The organism is Serratia sp. TSA_105.2 (assembly GCF_052692115.1).
The window spans coordinates 439,800-457,806 of the sequence record NZ_JBQZFT010000003.1 but is presented as its reverse complement, the minus strand read 5'-3'; the positions used below and the strand labels follow the sequence as shown (position 1 = coordinate 457,806).

At 57.9% G+C, this 18,007-nt stretch carries 20 protein-coding genes; 11 read left to right on the top strand and 9 right to left on the bottom strand.

Annotation, left to right across the window (positions count from 1 at the left end; all coding sequences use genetic code 11):
* The first annotated feature begins 19 nt into the window (after positions 1-19).
* On the top strand, positions 20-1,405 hold the full coding sequence (locus ACUTSC_RS13265; RefSeq protein ID WP_445653371.1) for a CoA transferase: 1,386 nt from the start codon (positions 20-22) through the stop codon (positions 1,403-1,405).
* Here the strand turns inward: ACUTSC_RS13265 and ACUTSC_RS13260 are convergent.
* Positions 1,402-2,277 carry a LysR substrate-binding domain-containing protein gene (locus ACUTSC_RS13260; protein WP_197772832.1) on the bottom strand — a complete coding sequence of 292 codons (876 nt, stop codon included), beginning with the start codon at positions 2,275-2,277 and terminating at the stop codon, positions 1,402-1,404. The two genes, ACUTSC_RS13265 and ACUTSC_RS13260, sit on opposite strands and share 4 nt — an antisense overlap.
* A gap of 102 nt (positions 2,278-2,379) precedes the next feature.
* On the opposite strand from ACUTSC_RS13260, the gene ACUTSC_RS13255 reads away from it, so the two are divergent.
* Positions 2,380-3,795: a pyridoxal phosphate-dependent decarboxylase family protein gene (locus tag ACUTSC_RS13255; RefSeq protein WP_445653370.1), complete on the top strand. Its 1,416-nt coding sequence runs from the start codon at positions 2,380-2,382 to the stop codon at positions 3,793-3,795.
* Between the two features lie 11 nt (positions 3,796-3,806).
* On the opposite strand, the gene ACUTSC_RS13250 is transcribed toward ACUTSC_RS13255, so the two are convergent.
* The gene (locus ACUTSC_RS13250; protein WP_197767992.1) at positions 3,807-4,448 is read right to left on the bottom strand and encodes a GNAT family N-acetyltransferase; all 642 of its coding nucleotides are present in this window, start codon (positions 4,446-4,448) and stop codon (positions 3,807-3,809) included.
* Positions 4,449-5,245: 797 nt separating this feature from the next.
* Here ACUTSC_RS13250 and rcsA point away from each other — a divergent pair.
* Positions 5,246-5,875: a transcriptional regulator RcsA gene (gene rcsA / locus ACUTSC_RS13245; protein ID WP_004935115.1), complete on the top strand. Its 630-nt coding sequence runs from the start codon at positions 5,246-5,248 to the stop codon at positions 5,873-5,875.
* Positions 5,876-6,093: 218 nt separating this feature from the next.
* Here rcsA and dsrB read toward each other — a convergent pair whose 3' ends face one another.
* Positions 6,094-6,297, bottom strand: a complete 204-nt coding sequence (gene dsrB, locus ACUTSC_RS13240) for a protein DsrB (protein WP_060420622.1) — start codon at positions 6,295-6,297, stop codon at positions 6,094-6,096.
* A gap of 320 nt (positions 6,298-6,617) precedes the next feature.
* Complete coding sequence (gene cspE, locus ACUTSC_RS13235) at positions 6,618-6,830, bottom strand: transcription antiterminator/RNA stability regulator CspE (RefSeq protein ID WP_004935122.1); 213 nt, start codon at positions 6,828-6,830, stop codon at positions 6,618-6,620.
* Between the two features lie 377 nt (positions 6,831-7,207).
* On the opposite strand from cspE, the gene ACUTSC_RS13230 reads away from it, so the two are divergent.
* The 3 genes from ACUTSC_RS13230 to ACUTSC_RS13220 all read left to right on the top strand — a co-directional run bounded on the left by ACUTSC_RS13230 (position 7,208) and on the right by ACUTSC_RS13220 (position 9,465).
* Positions 7,208-7,585, top strand: a complete 378-nt coding sequence (locus ACUTSC_RS13230; RefSeq protein WP_197767993.1) for a hypothetical protein — start codon at positions 7,208-7,210, stop codon at positions 7,583-7,585.
* 509 nt (positions 7,586-8,094) lie between these two features.
* A complete protein-coding gene (locus tag ACUTSC_RS13225) occupies positions 8,095-8,304 on the top strand; it encodes a hypothetical protein (protein WP_004935132.1) in 210 nt (69 codons plus the stop codon).
* A gap of 153 nt (positions 8,305-8,457) precedes the next feature.
* On the top strand, positions 8,458-9,465 hold the full coding sequence (locus tag ACUTSC_RS13220) for an NAD(P)H-quinone oxidoreductase (protein ID WP_107226426.1): 1,008 nt from the start codon (positions 8,458-8,460) through the stop codon (positions 9,463-9,465).
* Between the two features lie 44 nt (positions 9,466-9,509).
* Here the strand turns inward: ACUTSC_RS13220 and ACUTSC_RS13215 are convergent, their stop codons facing one another.
* Entirely contained in the window at positions 9,510-10,562 is a 1,053-nt protein-coding gene (locus tag ACUTSC_RS13215) for an SDR family oxidoreductase (RefSeq protein WP_445653369.1), read from the bottom strand.
* Between the two features lie 110 nt (positions 10,563-10,672).
* On the opposite strand from ACUTSC_RS13215, the gene ACUTSC_RS13210 reads away from it, so the two are divergent.
* Complete coding sequence (locus ACUTSC_RS13210) at positions 10,673-11,605, top strand: LysR substrate-binding domain-containing protein (RefSeq protein ID WP_197767996.1); 933 nt, start codon at positions 10,673-10,675, stop codon at positions 11,603-11,605.
* A 3-nt stretch (positions 11,606-11,608) separates the two neighbouring features.
* Here ACUTSC_RS13210 and ACUTSC_RS13205 read toward each other — a convergent pair whose 3' ends face one another.
* The 3 genes from ACUTSC_RS13205 to ACUTSC_RS13195 all read right to left on the bottom strand — a co-directional run bounded on the left by ACUTSC_RS13205 (position 11,609) and on the right by ACUTSC_RS13195 (position 12,554).
* Positions 11,609-11,998, bottom strand: coding sequence for a YidB family protein (locus tag ACUTSC_RS13205; RefSeq protein WP_063990385.1), 390 nt, complete (start codon positions 11,996-11,998; stop codon positions 11,609-11,611).
* A 95-nt stretch (positions 11,999-12,093) separates the two neighbouring features.
* Entirely contained in the window at positions 12,094-12,342 is a 249-nt protein-coding gene (locus ACUTSC_RS13200) for a GlsB/YeaQ/YmgE family stress response membrane protein (protein ID WP_063990386.1), read from the bottom strand.
* 14 nt (positions 12,343-12,356) lie between these two features.
* Positions 12,357-12,554: a glycine zipper domain-containing protein gene (locus ACUTSC_RS13195; protein WP_445653368.1), complete on the bottom strand. Its 198-nt coding sequence runs from the start codon at positions 12,552-12,554 to the stop codon at positions 12,357-12,359.
* 628 nt (positions 12,555-13,182) lie between these two features.
* Here ACUTSC_RS13195 and ACUTSC_RS13190 point away from each other — a divergent pair.
* Positions 13,183-14,103: a Kdo(2)-lipid IV(A) acyltransferase gene (locus ACUTSC_RS13190; RefSeq protein WP_445653367.1), complete on the top strand. Its 921-nt coding sequence runs from the start codon at positions 13,183-13,185 to the stop codon at positions 14,101-14,103.
* Between the two features lie 177 nt (positions 14,104-14,280).
* On the top strand, positions 14,281-14,700 hold the full coding sequence (gene yjdN / locus ACUTSC_RS13185) for a VOC family metalloprotein YjdN (RefSeq protein WP_063990389.1): 420 nt from the start codon (positions 14,281-14,283) through the stop codon (positions 14,698-14,700).
* Between the two features lie 15 nt (positions 14,701-14,715).
* Here the strand turns inward: yjdN and ACUTSC_RS13180 are convergent, their stop codons facing one another.
* Positions 14,716-14,910 (bottom strand): hypothetical protein, encoded by a 195-nt coding sequence (locus ACUTSC_RS13180; protein ID WP_197767999.1) that lies wholly within the window; start codon positions 14,908-14,910, stop codon positions 14,716-14,718.
* A gap of 160 nt (positions 14,911-15,070) precedes the next feature.
* Between ACUTSC_RS13180 and ACUTSC_RS13175 the strand changes: the two genes are divergently transcribed.
* The gene (locus ACUTSC_RS13175; RefSeq protein ID WP_445653366.1) at positions 15,071-16,624 is read left to right on the top strand and encodes a sensor domain-containing diguanylate cyclase; all 1,554 of its coding nucleotides are present in this window, start codon (positions 15,071-15,073) and stop codon (positions 16,622-16,624) included.
* A 481-nt stretch (positions 16,625-17,105) separates the two neighbouring features.
* Positions 17,106-17,999 (top strand): Kdo hydroxylase family protein, encoded by an 894-nt coding sequence (locus tag ACUTSC_RS13170; protein ID WP_443002635.1) that lies wholly within the window; start codon positions 17,106-17,108, stop codon positions 17,997-17,999.
* Positions 18,000-18,007 lie beyond the last annotated feature (8 nt).

Below are 18,007 nucleotides of genomic sequence, written 5' to 3'. Positions count from 1 at the left end.
GACCCGCAAGGAGTGGCCGATGACGCCTCTGATCCACACTCTGCTCGACGAGATTTGGCAAAGCCTCGGGCAACGGCCCGCCCCCGCCGACCGGTTAACCGTAAGCGGCGTCGGCGCATTGCCTTCGGCTTTTCCCGTCACCGAATTGGCGACCGCCGCCTGGGGCGCCGCCGGTTTGGCCTGCGCCGAGTTGCTTCGCCGCGAAGCAACCGAGGCACCGCAGGTCTGGATCGATCAACGCCTGGCCTCGCTCTGGTTCGGCTGGACGCTGCGTCCGCTGGGTTGGACGCTGCCTGCGGCCTGGGACGCGCTGGCCGGCGACTACGAGACGGCGGATGGCTGGATACGCCTGCATACCAATGCGCCGCACCATCAGCGAGCGGTGGAACAGGTGATGGGCCCGGCATCGGATAAAGGCACGTTGGCGACACGCGTGCTGAGCTGGAAAAAAAGCGAGCTGGAGCAGGCAGTGATCGAGGCCGGCGGTTGCGCGGCCCAAATGCGCTCGGCGGCCGCGTGGCGGCAACATATTCAGGGCAAGAGCGTGGCGCTCGAACCCTTGATCCACACCTCGCTGCAGCCGGAAGCGCCGCCGCCGGGCTGGGCGCTGCCCGTCGCCCGGCCGCTGCGCGGCGTGCGGGTGCTGGATCTGACGCGCATTCTCGCCGGGCCGATCGCCACCCGTTTTCTCGCCGGTTTGGGCGCCGACGTGCTGCGCATCGATCCTTACGGTTGGGATGAGCCCGGCGTCGAGCACGAGGTGATGCTGGGCAAGCGCAGCGCGCGCCTCAACCTGACCAATGCGCACGATCGCCATACGTTTGAACATCTGCTGAGAAACACCGACGTGATCGTGCATGGCTACCGTGCCGGTGCGCTGGAGAAGTTGGGCTATGGCGCGGAGGAAAGGCGCGCGCTGGCGCCGGGCCTGATCGACGTCTGCCTGAATGCCTACGGCTGGAGCGGGCCGTGGCGCACCCGGCGCGGTTTCGACAGCCTGGTACAGATGAGCTGCGGGTTGGCGGAGGCGGGCATGGTTTGGCGCAGCGCCAGTTTGCCGGTGCCGCTGCCGGTACAGGCTCTGGATCACGCCACCGGCTATTTGATGGCGGCGGCGGTGCTGACCGGTATGGCGCAGCGCCTGAGCCGCGGCACCGGCTACCACGCAAGGCTGTCGCTGGCGCGCACGGCGCAACTGCTGCTGGCGCATCCCTATCCGGCGCATTATCGGCCACAAGCCCTGGCGCCGGCCGGCCCCGCCGACGAGAACCCGGAAACGGAACTGACTGACTGGGGGGCCGCGCAACGCCTGCGCGTCCCGTTAAGCCTGCAGGGCACGGCGCTGCAATGGGCGCTGCCGGCGACCGCGCTCGGCACCTCGCAACCGGAATGGCTGCGCCGTTAAATAGCCGCCAACTGTTGCTGCAGCCACTGCAGCAACCGCAAGACCGCCGGCGTCAACCCGGCGGTCTGCGGCCACACCAGATAAACGTCGTCATCGCTCAGGCGACAGGGCGCGGCCAGCGCCACCAGCCTCCCGGCGGCGATCGCATCCTGCACCAGCAGCTTTTTCGCCAGCGCGATGCCAAACCCCTGCTCGGCCGCGCGAATCAACAATCCGGCATCGTTGAACACCGCCTGTTGCCGCCCGCACAGCGAGCGCCCTTGCGCATTGAACCAGTCGCGCCAGGGGCTGACGTCGTGCTCCAGCAAGGGAACATCGCCACCGTTCTCGAATGCCGTTCCCCACTGCCGCGCCATATCCGGCGAGGCGACCGGCAGCACGTCACCCGACGCGATGCGCTGGGCCTGCAGCCCCGCCCACTGGCCGTTGCCGATGCGGATCGCCGCATCGAACCCGCGCTGCGACAGGTCCTGCAGCGCCAGCGACGCATCGATATCCAGCGCAATATCGGCGCAGGCTTCATGGAAGGCCGGCAAACGCGGCAGCAGCCAATAATGAGCAAAAGACGGCAGCACGCTGATACGCAGCGTCTGGCTTGCCGCAGCGCGCCGGGCGCGGGCAACGCCCTGCTGCAGCGCCTGCAGCGCCGGCTCTACCGCCGCCAGCATCTCTTTCCCGGCCGCATTCAGACGTACACCGCGCCCGCGCCGTTCAAACAGCGGGTAGCCGACCGCCTGCTCCAGCAGCTGAATTTGCTGGCTGACCGCGCCGTGCGTTAAATGCACCTGCTGCGCCGTGGCGCGCAAATTCTCCAACCTGGCGGCGATAACGAAGGTCGGCAAGACATGCAGGGGAAGGCGTTCACTTATCACTGGTTAACCATGCTATCCAAAACGGTTATTTTTCATCGATTTTGACCCGCAGGCAACTGTTCTATGTTTATGCCATCTATCCCTGATGCTTTCGGAGCCGCTATGCACCCACGTTTACAACAGGATCTTACACAGTTTCCGCAGATCCTCGACCATACCCGCCAGTTGGCGGAAGATTTTCTGGCGGGGCTGCGTGCGCGCTCGGTCTGCCCACCGCTCACGCAACAGCAGCTGCAACCCGGTGACGATCGGCTGGCGGAAAACGGTGAAGGCGCCCTGGCGGCGCTGGATGATTTTTGGCAACGTTATCAGGCGGGCATTTCCGCCAGCGCCGGCCCCCGTTATTTCGGCTTCGTCACCGGCGGCGGTACCCCGGCGGCGGTCGCGGCGGACTGGCTGGTTAGCGTGACAGACCAAAATAGCCAGCTCAGCCATGATACGATCGCTGCGGCGATCGAGCTGGCCGCCGTGACGCAGTTGAAATCCCTGCTGGGCCTGCCGGAAGCGTTCAGCGGCAGCCTGGTCAGCGGTGCCACCATGGCCAATTTCGCCGGACTGGCCATTGGCCGGCAGTGGCTGGGGCAACAGCACGGCGTGGATATCGCCCAACGGGGCCTGGCGGCGCTGGGCCCCATCCGGGTGCTGGCGGCCAACCCGCATTCCAGCAGCGTGAAGGCGCTCAGCATGCTCGGCATCGGCCGCGACGCGCTGACGACCGTCGCCAGCCTGCCGGACTCGGAAGCCATGGATATGGCAGCGCTGGAGCGACAGCTCGCCGCCGGTGAAGGCCGCCCCACGTTGGTGCTGGCCAGCGCCGGCACGGTCAACACCGTCGCCTTCGACGATCTGCCGCGTCTGCTGGCGCTGCGGGAGCGCTATCCGTTCTGGCTGCATGTCGATGCGGCTTTCGGCGGCGTGGCGGCCTGCTCGCCGCTGTACGCCCCAAGGCTCGCGGGCTGGCAGCATGCCGATTCCATCACCGTCGATGCGCACAAATGGCTGAACGTGCCTTATGACAGCGCGATCCAATTTACCCGCCACCTGAATCTGCAGATGCAGGTATTTCAGAACCATTCGGCCTACCTGGAAGCGCCGACGCCGCGGCCGGACAACTATCTGCACCTGACACCGGAAAATTCGCGCCGCTTTCGCGCCCTGCCGCTCTGGCTGACGTTGAAAGCCTATGGCCGCAGCGGCATACGGGATATCGTCGAGCGCAACGTCCGATTGGCTCAGGCGCTGGGTGCGGCGCTGGCAGCCGACGACGGTTTCCAGCTGCTGGCGCCGGTGAATTTGAACGTGGTGTGCTTCGCGCTCAGCCACCCGCAGGGCGACAGCGAAGCGGCGCGCGATCGCTTTCTCGAGCGCCTTAACCGGCACGGCGTGGTACGTTGCACCCCAACGACCTATAACCATCAGCCGGGGATCCGCGCCGCGCTGGTCAACTGGATGACGGAGGAACGGGACATCCGGCTGGCGCTGGACTCGCTGCGCCATTGCCTGCCAGAGACGGCCTAAGGAGCGCGGCGCTACCCGAGTTGGAAAGCCTGCAAACGCCGCTCTTGCCGCCCGTCATCGCTGATGTTATCCGGCGACAGCCAGGCGGCGAAGGCGGCGTGTCGCGCCGGCCATTCCGCGTCGACGATCGACAGCCAATCGGTGTCGCGCGTGCGTCCTTTGACGACAACCGCCTGGCGGAACGTGCCTTCATAGCGGAAACCCAAGCGCTCAGCGGCCTGGCGCGAAGGCAAATTGAGGCTATCGCACTTCCATTCGCAGCGCCGGTAGCCAAGATCGTCAAACAGATGCCGCAGCATCAGGAAAATCGCCTCGCTGCCCAGCGCGCTGCGCTTCATCAGCGGCGACCAGTTGATGGTGCCCAATTCGGCCACGCCGTTGCCAGGATCGATGCGCAAAAAGGCGCAGGTTCCTACCGCGCGCCCATTCGCCTGATCGAGCACCACCATCGTGTATCTGTCTGCGCTGGACGCCTGCGCCTGGAGATAACGCTGGAAATCTGCGCGCGACTGCGGCCGTTCCCAAAACAAATAGGTCCAGTCGCGATCGTCCTCGGCGGTTTGATAAGCCTGATAAAGCGCATCCCCCCAGCGCTCGAGGTTAAGTGGTTCGAGGCGGCAAAACCGCCCTTGCAACGATGTGTGCCCGGGCATGCCTGCCGGCTGCCAATGAGGGAGGGCTTCACCTATCGGCTGCCCATACTGATTCCGTCTCACCGCGGCATCCTGTTTTTTGAAAGGTGGAGAGGCAAGTTAAAACCAACGCGGGCCAGAGACAACTCCGACCTGCCATTCCTTCCCCGCGGATCGGGCAGCAGGATGATAGTTTAGAAAAATCACTCAATCACCGTTAAACATTCACGAAAACTATTTCATGTGAAATAAATATCCAGATAACTCATTGTAAAACGGTGATTTATAGCAACAATTAAGCTACACATTCCGGCCATAATGTTAACTTTTGTTTGTTGTTATGATAAAAAAAGAAATGCTTATCATTAGCCTGAGAAGGGGGAAACACCGCAACATAATGATTTTTATATGTAAAAAACAAAGACCTTTGGGGGAGACGTTTTTTGACCACTCAAAAACTGCACTGAAATACTTCAAAAAAACGACACATGAATTTTTTTTAAGACTTTTCCTAGCAAACTAAAATTTTGTTTCGTGACATGATGAACAGATTCGCGGCAAACAATGCAGACAGGCACGGGCGCCAAGCGCAAATCAGGCTCAACATGCCGAAGCTGGACGAGCAGCAGATCGTTCTGACTTAAGCCAAACTTATAGATTCATGCAATTAATAAGTTTAGTATGAAAATATCATTGAGTGACGCCGTGTTTATTGATAGAACACTCGCTACACTGAATTATTGCTCCATTTTGCCTTTCGGCTTTTTAGGCTTTTTCTCATATTACCGCAGTAAAACGGATTTAAGTGGGGGTGCGATATGCCAACGATTATCATGGATTCATGTAGCTATACCAGATTGGGTTTAACCGACTATCTGACTTCGCATGGCGTGAAGAAACGCCATATTAATGCCATCGAGGACATTGACAGCCTGCACGAAAAATGCAGTAAGTTGAATCCCAGCCTGGTGTTTATTAACGAGGACTGCTTCATCCACGAAGCGAACGCCACCGAGCGAATAAAACGGGTGATTTCACTGCACCCGGATACGTTATTCTTCATCTTCATGGCCATTACCAACGTACATTTCGACGATTATTTATATGTTCGCAAGAACGTCATCATATCGTCAAAATCCATCAAACCAGAGACTATGAATCAGCTACTTAGTCACTATCTCGAGAGAACGTCCCTCCGTACGGAGAAATCTTCTCTGGATCAAACGCCGGTAACGCTGAGCCAGACTGAATCGAACATGTTACGCATGTGGATGTCCGGTCAAGGCACCATCCAGATATCAGACCAGATGCAAATAAAAGCCAAAACGGTCTCTTCCCACAAAGGAAACATCAAGCGGAAAATAAAAACGCACAACAAGCAGATCATTTACCACGTTGTTCGTTTGACCGATACCTTGACCAGTGGAATATTTGTCAATAGCCGTTGAACCACAGAGAACGCCCCCACTCTGTTTTGCCGGCCGTTAAATACCCGGTGATAATGTCATCTGGATATCAGACGCTGGGACCCTTAAAAGAATACCTGCTGCGTTATCCCCCGCTAGCGCAGCGGGTATTTTTTTGCCGTCGATAAAAATAATCTTACCGCCATGAAATAATCTCAAAATGGACAATTTCATTAGCAAATTAATGAGATTAGCCGAAGTTACTGCCCATCGTGCTCGCGACAAAGCTCCACAAACGTGCCGTCACGGCTGTCGATTTCATTAAAAAACCATACGCCCGCCGGGTAGTCGTCAAGAGAAACCAGATACATGGTGCCTTCGTTGAACACCTCTACGGCCAGAATGACGCCTTCACGCCGCGGGCCGCCGTCTGTTTTTACCGTCACTCGATCGTTAACCTGCATACCGTTCCCCATTATTTGCGATTGCCGTCAGTGTATTACAAAAGCGAGGGCGATGGACACCGCTCTAGCCCCGCCGGCCTCTGCTATCAGCGTAGCAGCCGCCTGGATTTTCACTTTCTTAACGGTTTGGCCGCAGAATCTTAAGCCGGTCTCGCGTAGCCTGTCTTCAGGCGTTTCCCCCCCAGAGAAGCGCTCGCAAATGAAGAAGTAACAAGGAACTTTTGCCCGCAGACTTGCGGGCTTTTTTTTGCGCGCTGCCAAATTGCAGGCATAAAAAAACCCGCCGCGGCGGGTTTTTTTTAATCAGCGCTAGACGCCAATTAGATAGCGGTAACGTTAGCCGCAGATGGGCCTTTCGCACCGTTCTCGATAGAGAACTGTACGTTCTGGCCTTCAGCCAGGGTCTTGAAGCCTTGATCCTGGATAGCAGAGAAGTGTACGAATACGTCTTTGCTGCCGTCTGCTGGGGTGATGAAACCAAAACCTTTAGCTTCGTTGAACCACTTCACTTGACCTTTGATCATGTTAGACATGTCTAATTTCCTTCAATAATAAATGTAAGCCGCCATGGGCGAGGTAGCCGGTCATCAGTTACTTATGGAGGCACTGGAAAGGAAATTCGTCAGAGAAGGGCTATCCGGGATAACGCTTTAAATTTGAACTACTTTACTCAAAATGTCGTGCATAAATAGGTCTGTACCACAGGCCGACATCATTAACTCATGAGCGAGCGGCAATAGCAACCTTTTTCGCCGTGACGGGATGCTAATCTCGGCTAAACGCACAGGATTTGACCCTGTCTGCCGATCGAGACGCCGCCTGGCTCGCCCGTAACGCCCAAGGCAAATGATAGTAATTCTCGTTCTGCTGTTTTATAGTTGCCTGACGAAATCATTCAGGGAGATTCACCATGCCGAGATGGCTTACATTACCGACTGCCAGTGCCGCCGCCCTGCTGGCCTTTGCCGCTTACAGCGCTCCCCAGAGTGCACTGGAACTCAATTATCAAGCCCCCGAGCCCAGCGTGGCTCCCGCGCCCAAGCCGCCTGCCCCCTCAGGGCCGGCCCCCAAAGCGGAAAAACCGCCGATTGCCTGGACAGAGGCGAGGGATAAAAGCGGTTTTCGCGTCGATATCGAGTGCGATCATCCAGGCTGCAGCAAACCGCGCGCCAAACCTTATCCTGCGTATGAAGGCCCGGTGAAGAAAACCGATCGCCGCCGCCAGTCTGATCCTTATTCCACCAATCAGGATCCCGATTACAACATTCAGCTGGGCTATGAGTGGTAGTGGCGCTTTCGGAGTAATACCTATATCAGCCTCCTTTGCCGCTGCATAGAATATGCCTTAGTTCACCACTCCTCCTGGTGTTGAACACAACAAGCTGTGTTGCAAATTTTTATGCGCCTCCCTATAGGCGCTTTTTTTTGTCCCTCCCTCAACGCGTCTTCCGATTACAGATTGCTCTCATTGCCCCACAAAGTGATGAATGTCACAAATACGCCTCCTTGCCATTCTTATTCGGAGGTAACGTTCATGGCCACAGGATCCCTTGCCCTCCTGGCCGTCTTGGCCGGCATTGCGGGTTTCGCCCTCTACAAACATTTAAAATCTCAGAAAAAAAGCACACTCGTCCGCCCGTACGATCGGTAACCGACAACGCGCTTTCACCGCGAGGGCCCGGCACATCGCACGCCGCGCCTTTGCGGACTGTCATGCTTTCATCACAAAATTGTCACATTATGGCCATATGATAATTCGCGTTTATCCGCTCTGGCTTAACACCAAGGATTTCGCCCATGACCATAATTAAAGCTGCAAACCATCAGGAAGCAGAAAAACTCATCCGCGCCGGCACCGCCAAGAAAATCGAACTGGCCTACGATATCGGCAGCGACGACTTCTTCCAGCTTGCCAGCCTGTGGTGCGATAAAGGCGCCAAGATCTCCAAAGGAAAAGAACACTTCATCGTCTCGTTGAAAGGGTTCCGCATCCCGCCTAACGATTGATACCCTGCCGCCCATCGCGGCGGCTTCGCCCCTTCCTTGCAAAACCGCTCTATTCGACCACGCGCGCCTCATTCGATTTCGCTAAGCTAACAGCAGACTTTATTGCGGACGTTTTGCCTGATCGCCACGTCCGCCACGATGAGGAGAGTAACCATGTCAACAAATGCAGCGCTGCCCGGTACGATGAAAGCGATTGAAATCAGCCAGCCGGGTGCACCCGAGGTTCTGGTCGTTACCGAACGTCCGGTACCCGTGCCACAGGCAGGCGAACTGCTGGTGAAAATCGCCGCCGCCGGCGTTAACCGCCCCGACGTGCTGCAGCGCCAGGGAAACTATGCGCCGCCGCCCGGCGCCTCGGATATCCCCGGCCTGGAAATCGCCGGCGAAGTAGTGGCTATCGGTGAAGGGGTGACCCACTTCGCGCCCGGCGATCGAGTTTGTGCCCTCATCGCCGGCGGTGGTTATGCGCAATACTGCACTGTGCATGAAAGCAATGCGCTGCCGGTACCGGCGGGTCTGAGCCTGACCGAGGCCGCCGCGCTGCCGGAAACCTTCTTTACCGTCTGGGTCAACGTGTTCCAGCGCGGTCACCTCAAAGCCGGCGAGACCGTGTTGATCCACGGTGGCACCTCCGGTATCGGCACGGTCGCCACCATGCTGGCGAAGGCCTTCTGCGCCCAGGTGATCACCACCGTCGGATCCGAAGAGAAACGCCAGGCCAGCCTGGCGCTGGGCGCCGACGTGGCGATTAATTACCGCAGCGAAGACTTTGTCGCACGCACCAAAGACGCCACCAACGGCAAAGGTGCCGACGTGATCGTCGACCTGATCGCCGGCGATTATGTAGCCAAAAACTATCAGGCTGCGGCGATGGAAGGCCGCATCGTGCAAATCGGCACGCAAAACGGCGTGGTGAAAGAGCTCAATCTGATGCCGCTGCTGTTGAAACGCCTGACCCATACCGGTTCGACGCTACGTTCGCGCAGCGTGGCAGACAAAGCCCAGATTGCCGCCGAGCTGCGCGAGAAGGTTTGGCCGTTGCTGGAACGCGGCGTGCTGAAACCGCAAATTTTTAAAACCTTCCCGCTTGAGCAGGCCGCCGCCGCACATACGCTGATGGAGTCCAGCGAGCACATCGGCAAGATCATGCTGACGTTCTGAGGCCATTCCCCGCGGTCTGCGCTGCGGGGAAACCGATATCACGCTCAGGGGATGATGCCGCGACGGCGGAACTCATCAAACAGCGAGAAAAACATGGCTTCGGTTTCGACGAACTGATGGAAACCGAAGCGCCGCGCCTTGCTGCCGTCCGCGAACATGTCATAGTCCCAGGAAAAGACGAAATCGGCGAAACGCCAGCCGGTCACCGCGTGGTAATCCGGCTCGGCCAATTGGTGCCGTTGCACCAGCTCACGCCACAGCAGCGCTTTGTCCGCCATCATGCTCTCCAGCGGCATCGGCAGCGGCGGTGCACATTCCAACCCAAAGTAAGCGGCGATTTTCGGCCACATCTCGCTCCAGCGAAACAGATCGCCGTTATTGATATTAAACGCCTGATTGGCTGCCGCTGGTTCGGTCGCCGCCCACAGAGTCGCACGCGCCAACAGCCCGGCGTCGGTCATTTCCAGCAGGCTGTGATAAGCGCCCGGCTTGCCGGGGAAACGCAACGGCAGCCCCAGCGCTTTACTGATCGACGCATAAACCGCGATACTTAACGCCAGATTCATCGGATTGCCGAGGGAGAAGCCTCCCACCACGCTCGGGCGAATGGCGCTCCAACGCCAACGTTTACCGGCCTGCCGCTGCGCCAGATACTGCTGCTGCGCCACGTTAAACTCCGGTGGCATATGCCCGGCGTCGCTTTCGCGCGCCGGCGTTTTAAACGGCCCCAAATGCGCGCCATACACCTTATAGCCCTGCATCAAACTGATGTGCTCCAATGCCGGTGCGGTCGGCTCCAACCCCTCGACGACGTGCTGCAACATCTGTAGATTCGGCGCCACCAGCCCCGCCCAGTCCGGCGCATCCTGATAGGCGGCATAGAAAACGTGACTCATCGCGCTCAGCGGCCGCAGCGCGTCGCGCGTCGCCGCAGCATCCAGCAGATCAACCTGAAGGTGGCGCACTCCCGGCGCCGGTTGCCCACCCCGACGTGAGACGCCCACCACTTGCCAGCCATGGCCGGTCAGCTCCTCAATCAATCGGCGCCCAATCACGCCATTGGCACCGATCACTAATGCCTGTCGCTTTGTATTCATCTTGCCACTCCTCAGGTTGTCGATACCCGGAGTGTTATTGATTAGTGATACTTGCGGTAGAAGAGGCTTTCCACTAACACTTATAAGAAAAATCTATAGGCAAGATCGACATGGATAAGCTGAACGCAATGAAAACCTTTATGCGGGTGGCGGAACTGGGCAGCCTGTCGGCCGCCGCTCGCGATCTGCGTTTGACGCAGCCGGCGGTCAGTCAGCAAATCGCCGGCCTGGAGCAGCAACTGGGGGCCCAACTGCTGTTTCGCAGCACACGGGCGGTCACCCTGACCGATGCCGGCAGCGGTTATTATCAGCGCCTCAAACCGATTCTGGCGGCGGTCGACGAAGCGGAAGATGCACTGCACGGCCAGCACCACCAGTTGCAGGGCAATCTGCGCATTCACGCCCCGACCGGGTTCGGGCAGTTGCACGTCACACCGCTGGCCATCGCTTTCCAGCAACGTCATCCGAACCTCGTCATCGAGCTGCTGCTGGACGATCGGCGCGCCGACGTGATCGGCGAAGGCATCGACGTGGCGCTGCGCTTCGGTGAACTGAATGCGCCCGGCATGGTGGCGAAACGTTTGGGCGAGCTGCAACGCCTGCTGGTGGCGTCTCCGGCCTATCTGGCCAAGCATGGTGCGCCACGTTCACCTGTGGAGCTGGCTAAACATGCGCACATTCGTTACAGCGGTTTGAACGACGGCGATACGCTTACCCTGTTCGGCCCACACGGCCCTGAGGTGGTGGCGCTGCAGCCCACGTTCCGCGCCAACAATACGCTATCGCTGCTGGCCGCCATTGAGGCTGGGGCCGGTATCGGCGGCGCTCAACGGCCTTTAATCGCCGAGCAGCTGGCGACGGGGGCGCTGGTGCCCGTCTTGCCGGAATACCGCTACCCGCCCATGGCGCTGCACGCGGTCTATCCCGCGTTACGATTTATTCCGGAGAAAGTGCGCGCCTGGGTGGCGCATCTGCAGCAGGCGTTAACGGCGATCGAGGGAATTAGCGGAGTGAGTGCCCCCGGCCAGACGCCGGGAGCATGATCGTTATTTAAACAGTTTACCGACCATATCGCCCAGCTCGTTGCTGTCTTGCTGCACTTCACCGTTTGGCGAGGCGGCATCCGCGACCGTTGGCAAGAACTGTGCAATGGTGCTGGACGCCTGCGCAGGATCGATGCCCAGTTTTTCAGCCAGTTGATTGATCGCGTCGCTACCCAACGCCTGCTGCACATGATCGCCGGTAATCGGCTGATTTTCGCCATTGCCGAGCCAGGAACCGACGATATCGCCGAACTGCCCCTGACGGAATTTGTCCAAAATGGCCTGCAGGCCGCCTTGTTGCTCGACCCACTGCATAATCGCGATGTAGTCGATGCCTTTACCATTGGCGCCGCCGCCCAGAATGTTACCCAATACGCTATCGAACAGACCCATGATATTCCCCTTTCAACAGGTACGGCCTGCGCCGCACCGCCGGATTGATTTCACGAAAAAGGGCCGCCGCGGCGACCCTGTTGAGCAACGGCTGCTTAGCCTTTGATCTTCCTGTAGACAAAAAGCACCACCAGGGCACCGATTACCGCCACCACAAAGCTGCCCAGGTTAAAACCGTCAACGCGGCCCATACCGAAGAAGGTACTGATATAGCCGCCGACGACGGCGCCCACGATCCCCAATATAGCGGTCACAATAAAGCCGCCGCCGTCTTTGCCCGGCATAATCCACTTGGCCAGGATACCGGCGATTAAACCAAAAATGATCCAGGAAATGATGCCCATCTTTACTCTCCCTATTACCTTTTGCCTAACAGAAATCCTATTACCAGGCCCACGACGGCGCCGGCGCCTATCCCCGCCCAAGGGTGAGCCTTGAGGCAGGCACATGATTGCTCGAGCGCTGCTTTTACACCGCTGCTCACTTCGCAGGCGGTGGTTTTCACGTAGTCGCTCGGTTGCTCAACACCGTTTAGATCGTCATTTTCATATGACATGTCAAATCCTTACAGACCAACCCTCTGAGAATCTCGTCACATGTTTCGCGCCAGGCGTCGTCCGCTCCGCGATCTTGCTCTGGGCAATCTGCCCGCTGCCGCTCAATGCGGAGGCGTCCGGCGGCAAACGCACAACTTCACACTATGACTATAGTAAAAAATCAGCGGTTTACCCATTTCCGTCCGTCTGAATTTCACCGTGCAAAAAATGATCTGATTTCATCGCGCTGTCATCTCACAAGGCTAAACTTTAAACATATCCTCCTGGAGGAAACGCCGATGTTCAATGCACCTTTTGTCTTGATTCTCGCGCTACTGTACGCACTGGCCGCCGTTTGGGACGGTTCCGCTGCGTTACTGTTTCATTAAGGTTACATAGCAGTTGTCACTTTTGCGATGTGCTTAATTGTGTCTTTATTTTTCAATTTCGCCAGCCGGTTGAAATAGCGGAAAATATCCTTCCTTTTCTCGGTAAAAATCCTATCCCACTTCGTTTTTCGCCTGCGCTTAAATAAAGTATAAAAAAAGCATTAATGGAAAATCCTATTTAGCACAAAATGCTTTATCATTCGCCTTATAACAACTTGGGTTAAGGTCCCATTGGGAAAGAAAAGGAATCACAGGAAAAATGCTTTCTAACCAACGCTTTGAGCGCGAATTCTTGCGCCCTCGTTATTGGTTGCTGTGGATAGGGCTGGGAATACTCTATCTCTTGGTATTACTGCCCTACCCGCTCATTTATCGACTCGGACACGGCCTTGGCAGAATAGCCATGCGCCTGATGAAACGCCGAGTAAAAATAGCGCGCCGCAATTTAACACTCTGCTTCCCCGCAATGCCCACCGCCGAGCGCGAGGCGCTGATCGTCAAAAATTTTGAGTCCGTCGGCATGGGCCTGTTCGAAGTCGGCATGGCCTGGTTCTGGCCCGACTGGCGCATCGCCCGCTGGTTCGAGGTGAGCGGCATGGAAAACATGCGGCTGGCGCGCCAGGACGGCAAAGGCGTTCTGCTGATCGGTCTGCATTTCCTGACGCTGGAACTGGGCGCGCGCATTTTCGGCATGCAAAACCCCGGCATCGGCGTGCATCGCCCGCACAACAACAGGCTGATGGAGTGGGTACAGACCCGCGGCCGGCTGCGCTCGAATAAATTCATGCTCGATCGTAAAGATATCAAAGGCATGATCCGCAACCTGAAACAGGGCGAAATCCTGTGGTACGCGCCGGATCACGATTATGGGCCGCAAAGCAGCGTGTTCGCACCGTTCTTCGCGGTGGAAAACGCGGCCACGACCACCGGAACCTTTACCCTGGCGCGCCTGGGGCGGCCGTCGATCGTGCCTTTCGTGCCGCGCCGCCAGCCAAATGCGCAGGGCTATGAGCTGATCGTGCAGCCGCCGCTGACGGACTTCCCGCTGGATGATGAAACGCGCGCGGCGGCCAAGATGAACCGCGTGGTGGAAGAACAGGTGCTGCTGGCCCCCGACCAATACATGTGGCTGCACCGCCGCTTTAAAACCCGCCCACCCGGCGAACCTTCGCTGTATTGACCGCCTTCGCGCCTTTGCCCGTCACGCCCTGGCGTAGGCGCGCTCGCCTCGCACAAGCATTCTGCGCCAGGGGAACTACACTAATAAGTCACCGACGGCAATTATTGCCGCCAGCAACCATTTCTTCCTGCCCGAGGGCCGGTCGTTGCCTGTCGGGCCACAACCGAGGTCAATGTCATGCTGGTACAACCCTATCTGTTTTTCAGCGGTAACTGTGAGCAAGCGATTAACTTCTACGTACAGCAGTTGAATGCCAAAATTGAAATGGTCATGCGTTATAAAGACATGCCCGAAGAGGCCCGGCAAGGCGGGCCGCAGGACGCCAATCCGGAAGCGATCATGCATGCGCGCCTGCTGATCGGCGACGGCGTACTGATGGCCTCCGACGGCTGTCCGCAAGATGACAGCGGCGGCGCTTCTCACAAAGGTTTCTCGCTGTCGCTGAACCCCAGCGATGCGGAACAAGGACGCAGACTGTTCGACAATCTGGCACAGGGCGGCCAGGTGACGATGCCTTACCAAGCCACCTTCTGGGCCAAAGGCTTTGGCATGCTGACCGACAAATTCGGCGTCAACTGGATGATCAACGTGGAATAGCCCGCTATGGCGCCGCTAGCCATAGCGGTGCCAGTCATACGCCGCCTTGGCGAACAGCAGGAACAGCAGCGCCAACAGCGCCAATCCCAATCGCCAATAGGGCGATCGGCGCCGCCGCCAGGCGAAGTACATCATCATCGCCAGCGTTCCCAGCGTAAGGGGGTAATACACCGCCAGCGTCAGTAAAGCGATAATGATGTAATCCGACATGGCTCTTTCACTCCAACGTGTTCACACCGCCGCTGATGCGGGTTGCGATCGACCTTTCGCCCTATCGCCTCGTTAAAGGCTAGAGGTCTGGCGCATTTATGCATAAAATATAAGATTGCTCTTAACTCAAATTGAATAGTAATCAAACAACAAGGGTGACATGACTCAGCAGCAACCCATACAGGATGCCGTGCCGGCGCGCAGCGTTAAAAGCTCCCCATTATTATTTCAGGCCGGCGTGTTTGTCATCATCGTTGCCGCCACGCTGATCCTCTTTAACAGCTGGCAAATCTGGAACGCGCACCAGCGCGATCTGCGCAGCGCCGAACATGAATCCGCCAACCTCGCCCGCTCGCTGGCGCAGCATGCCGACGATACTTTCTTGCAGGTGGACGGCAACCTGCTCGATCTGACCGAACGTCTCCAAACCGACGGGTTGGGCCCATCGCAGCTGACGCGGCTGCAGCGCGTCATGCAGACGCAGGTCGGCAACCTGCCGCAGCTGCACGGGCTGTTTCTCTACGATGCGCGCGGCCGCTGGCTGGCGACCTCCTCGGGCAAATTCATCAAGAACGCCAACAACGCCGATCGCGATTACTTCAAATACCATCAAAACCGCGACGGCGGCGGCCTGTACATCGGCAAGGTGATCCGCAGCCGCACCACCGGCGATCTGATCATTCCCGTTTCGCGGCGTTTCAACAATCCGGACGGCAGCTTTGGCGGCGTGGTACTGGCGACGCTGTACGTCGATTATTTCCGCCAGTTTTACGACAGCTTCGCCCTCAACACCGACGCCTCACTGAATCTGCTGCTGGCGGACGGCACCATCCTTTATCGCCGCCCTTACTCGGCGGCGTCGATCGGTAAAAACATCGCCAAGGGCGTGCTGTTCAGCGAAATTTTGCCGCATTCGGAATTCGGTAACGCCACCATCACCTCGCTGTACGACAAAGTGGAGCGTATCTACGGCTATTCGCGGGTCAACCGCTTTCCGTTGGTGATCGCCGCCGGGTTGTCGAAACGCGACGCGCTGGCGGACTGGCGCACCGACGCCGGTCTGTTCGCCGCCGGCGGCCTCTCACTGCTGATGATCCTGTTGGCGATGGGCATGGTGCTGCTGCGGCAAATCAAGCACAGCATGCAAACCGAAGCCGAGCTGATGCGCACCCGCGATCAGTTGACCAGCATCAACCAGATGCTCGAAGAGCTGGCGCTGCTGGACGGCCTGACCGGGCTGGCCAACCGCCGCCAGTTTGATATCGCGCTGAAGAACGAGCTGGCGCGGGCTTCGCGCAACTACCGCAGCGTGGCGCTGCTGATGCTGGATATCGACTACTTCAAGCAGTACAACGACAGCTATGGCCACGTCGCCGGTGACCAGTGCCTGCAGCAGCTTGGCCAAACGCTCAAAGGGTTGGCGTGCCGAAGCAACGACGTTCTGGCGCGCTACGGCGGCGAAGAGATGGGGATTATCCTGCCGGATACCGACGTTCAGGGCGCGCTGATTTTCGCCGAACGCGTCATCCAGGCGGTGCGCGATCTGAAAATTACGCATCAGGGCAACCCGCACGGCATCGTCACTATCAGCATCGGCATCTGCGCCAAAGTGCCACATATGTATAACGATACGCCGATCAGCTTTATCAATGAGGCGGACAGTGCGTTGTATCAGGCCAAGAAAAAAGGCAAAAACTGCATTTACGGCGCTTAATCATTACTCGGGTCACCAAAATTTGGCGGCCCGATTTATTCAATCGAAAAAATGAAATAATTCCCCTCCGCAACATTATTTCCCCGGTTTACCCTGCACGTTGAATAGAATAACGCCAATAATAAGCAGAATATTTATTTTCATTACAATTCAATAAGATAAAAAACTCGCCATTCCGCAGACAATTCGTGCCATTTTTGATTATTCGTGCCTACACGCAGCCCCGTTTAGCCCTCGTTTACTTTTCATTGGTATTGCCGGTGATACCCTTATCGGGACTATTCTATATATCAGGAAGCCATCGCACGCTTCGGCGCACTGCGCCCTGCTGATACAGCCATAATAGAACCCACAAATTTCACGTTGCAATTGAGCGGCCTGTTGACGCCGCTCCAGCCAGCCACTGCGCAAGCCAGTGCAGCCAATCACGCAGCAACCTGAAAGGCGGGAATAAAGCGATATAGATTTGCGAGGAGATCTCATGCCTACTGGCAATATTATGCGTGAACAGGCCGTCCTGACGCTGCCGTTGCGACAATGGGCGGCAGCGGAAGCATCCAGCGCGGTCAGCGATCTGGAACAGGGGAAGGTGCTGTTTCTGCCCGAACTGGCCTTCACCCTGTCTGAACAGGAAATGCCGCTGCTGGATCCGACGTTGGTCGATCCGAAGCGCAAAAACATCAGCTATCAACCGCTGTCCGGCAAGCTGACCGGCGTCGCCGTCGCGGAACGTCGCCAGCAGGTTCAACAACTGCTGGAGCGCTATTACCAATCCTGCCGCCAGCTGATCGCCGGGCTGTTGCCTGAGTATCAGGAGGCGCTGCACCATCCGACCGGCAGCCTGCGCTTGCATCCGGTCTCCGCCTGGCGGGCGACCAGTTCCTGGCGCAAAGACGATAGCCGGCTGCACGTCGACGCTTTCCCGTCGCGCCCGAACTACGGCGAACGCATTCTGCGCATTTTCACCAACATCAATCCGCACGGTGAGCATCGCCAATGGCGGGTCGGCGAGCCGTTTCCTGAGCTGGCAACACGCTTTATGCCGCGTCTGGCCCGCTATTCTGCGTTAAGCAGCTGGCTGCAACACCAGGTGCGCATCACCAAAACCCGTCGCAGCCATTATGACCACCTGATGCTGCAGTTGCATGACGCCATGAAGGCCGACGGCGATTATCAGCAACAGGGGCCGCAGCTGGCGCTGGCGTTCCCGCCCGGCAGCAGCTGGATTTGCTTCTCGGACCAAACGCCACACGCCGCGATGGGCGGCCAGTTTATGCTGGAACAGACCTTCCTGCTGCCGGTGAATAAAATGCAGGATCCGCAGCGTTCACCGTTGAAAGTGTTGGAACAGCTGCGCGGCCAGCCGTTGATCTGACTGATTCG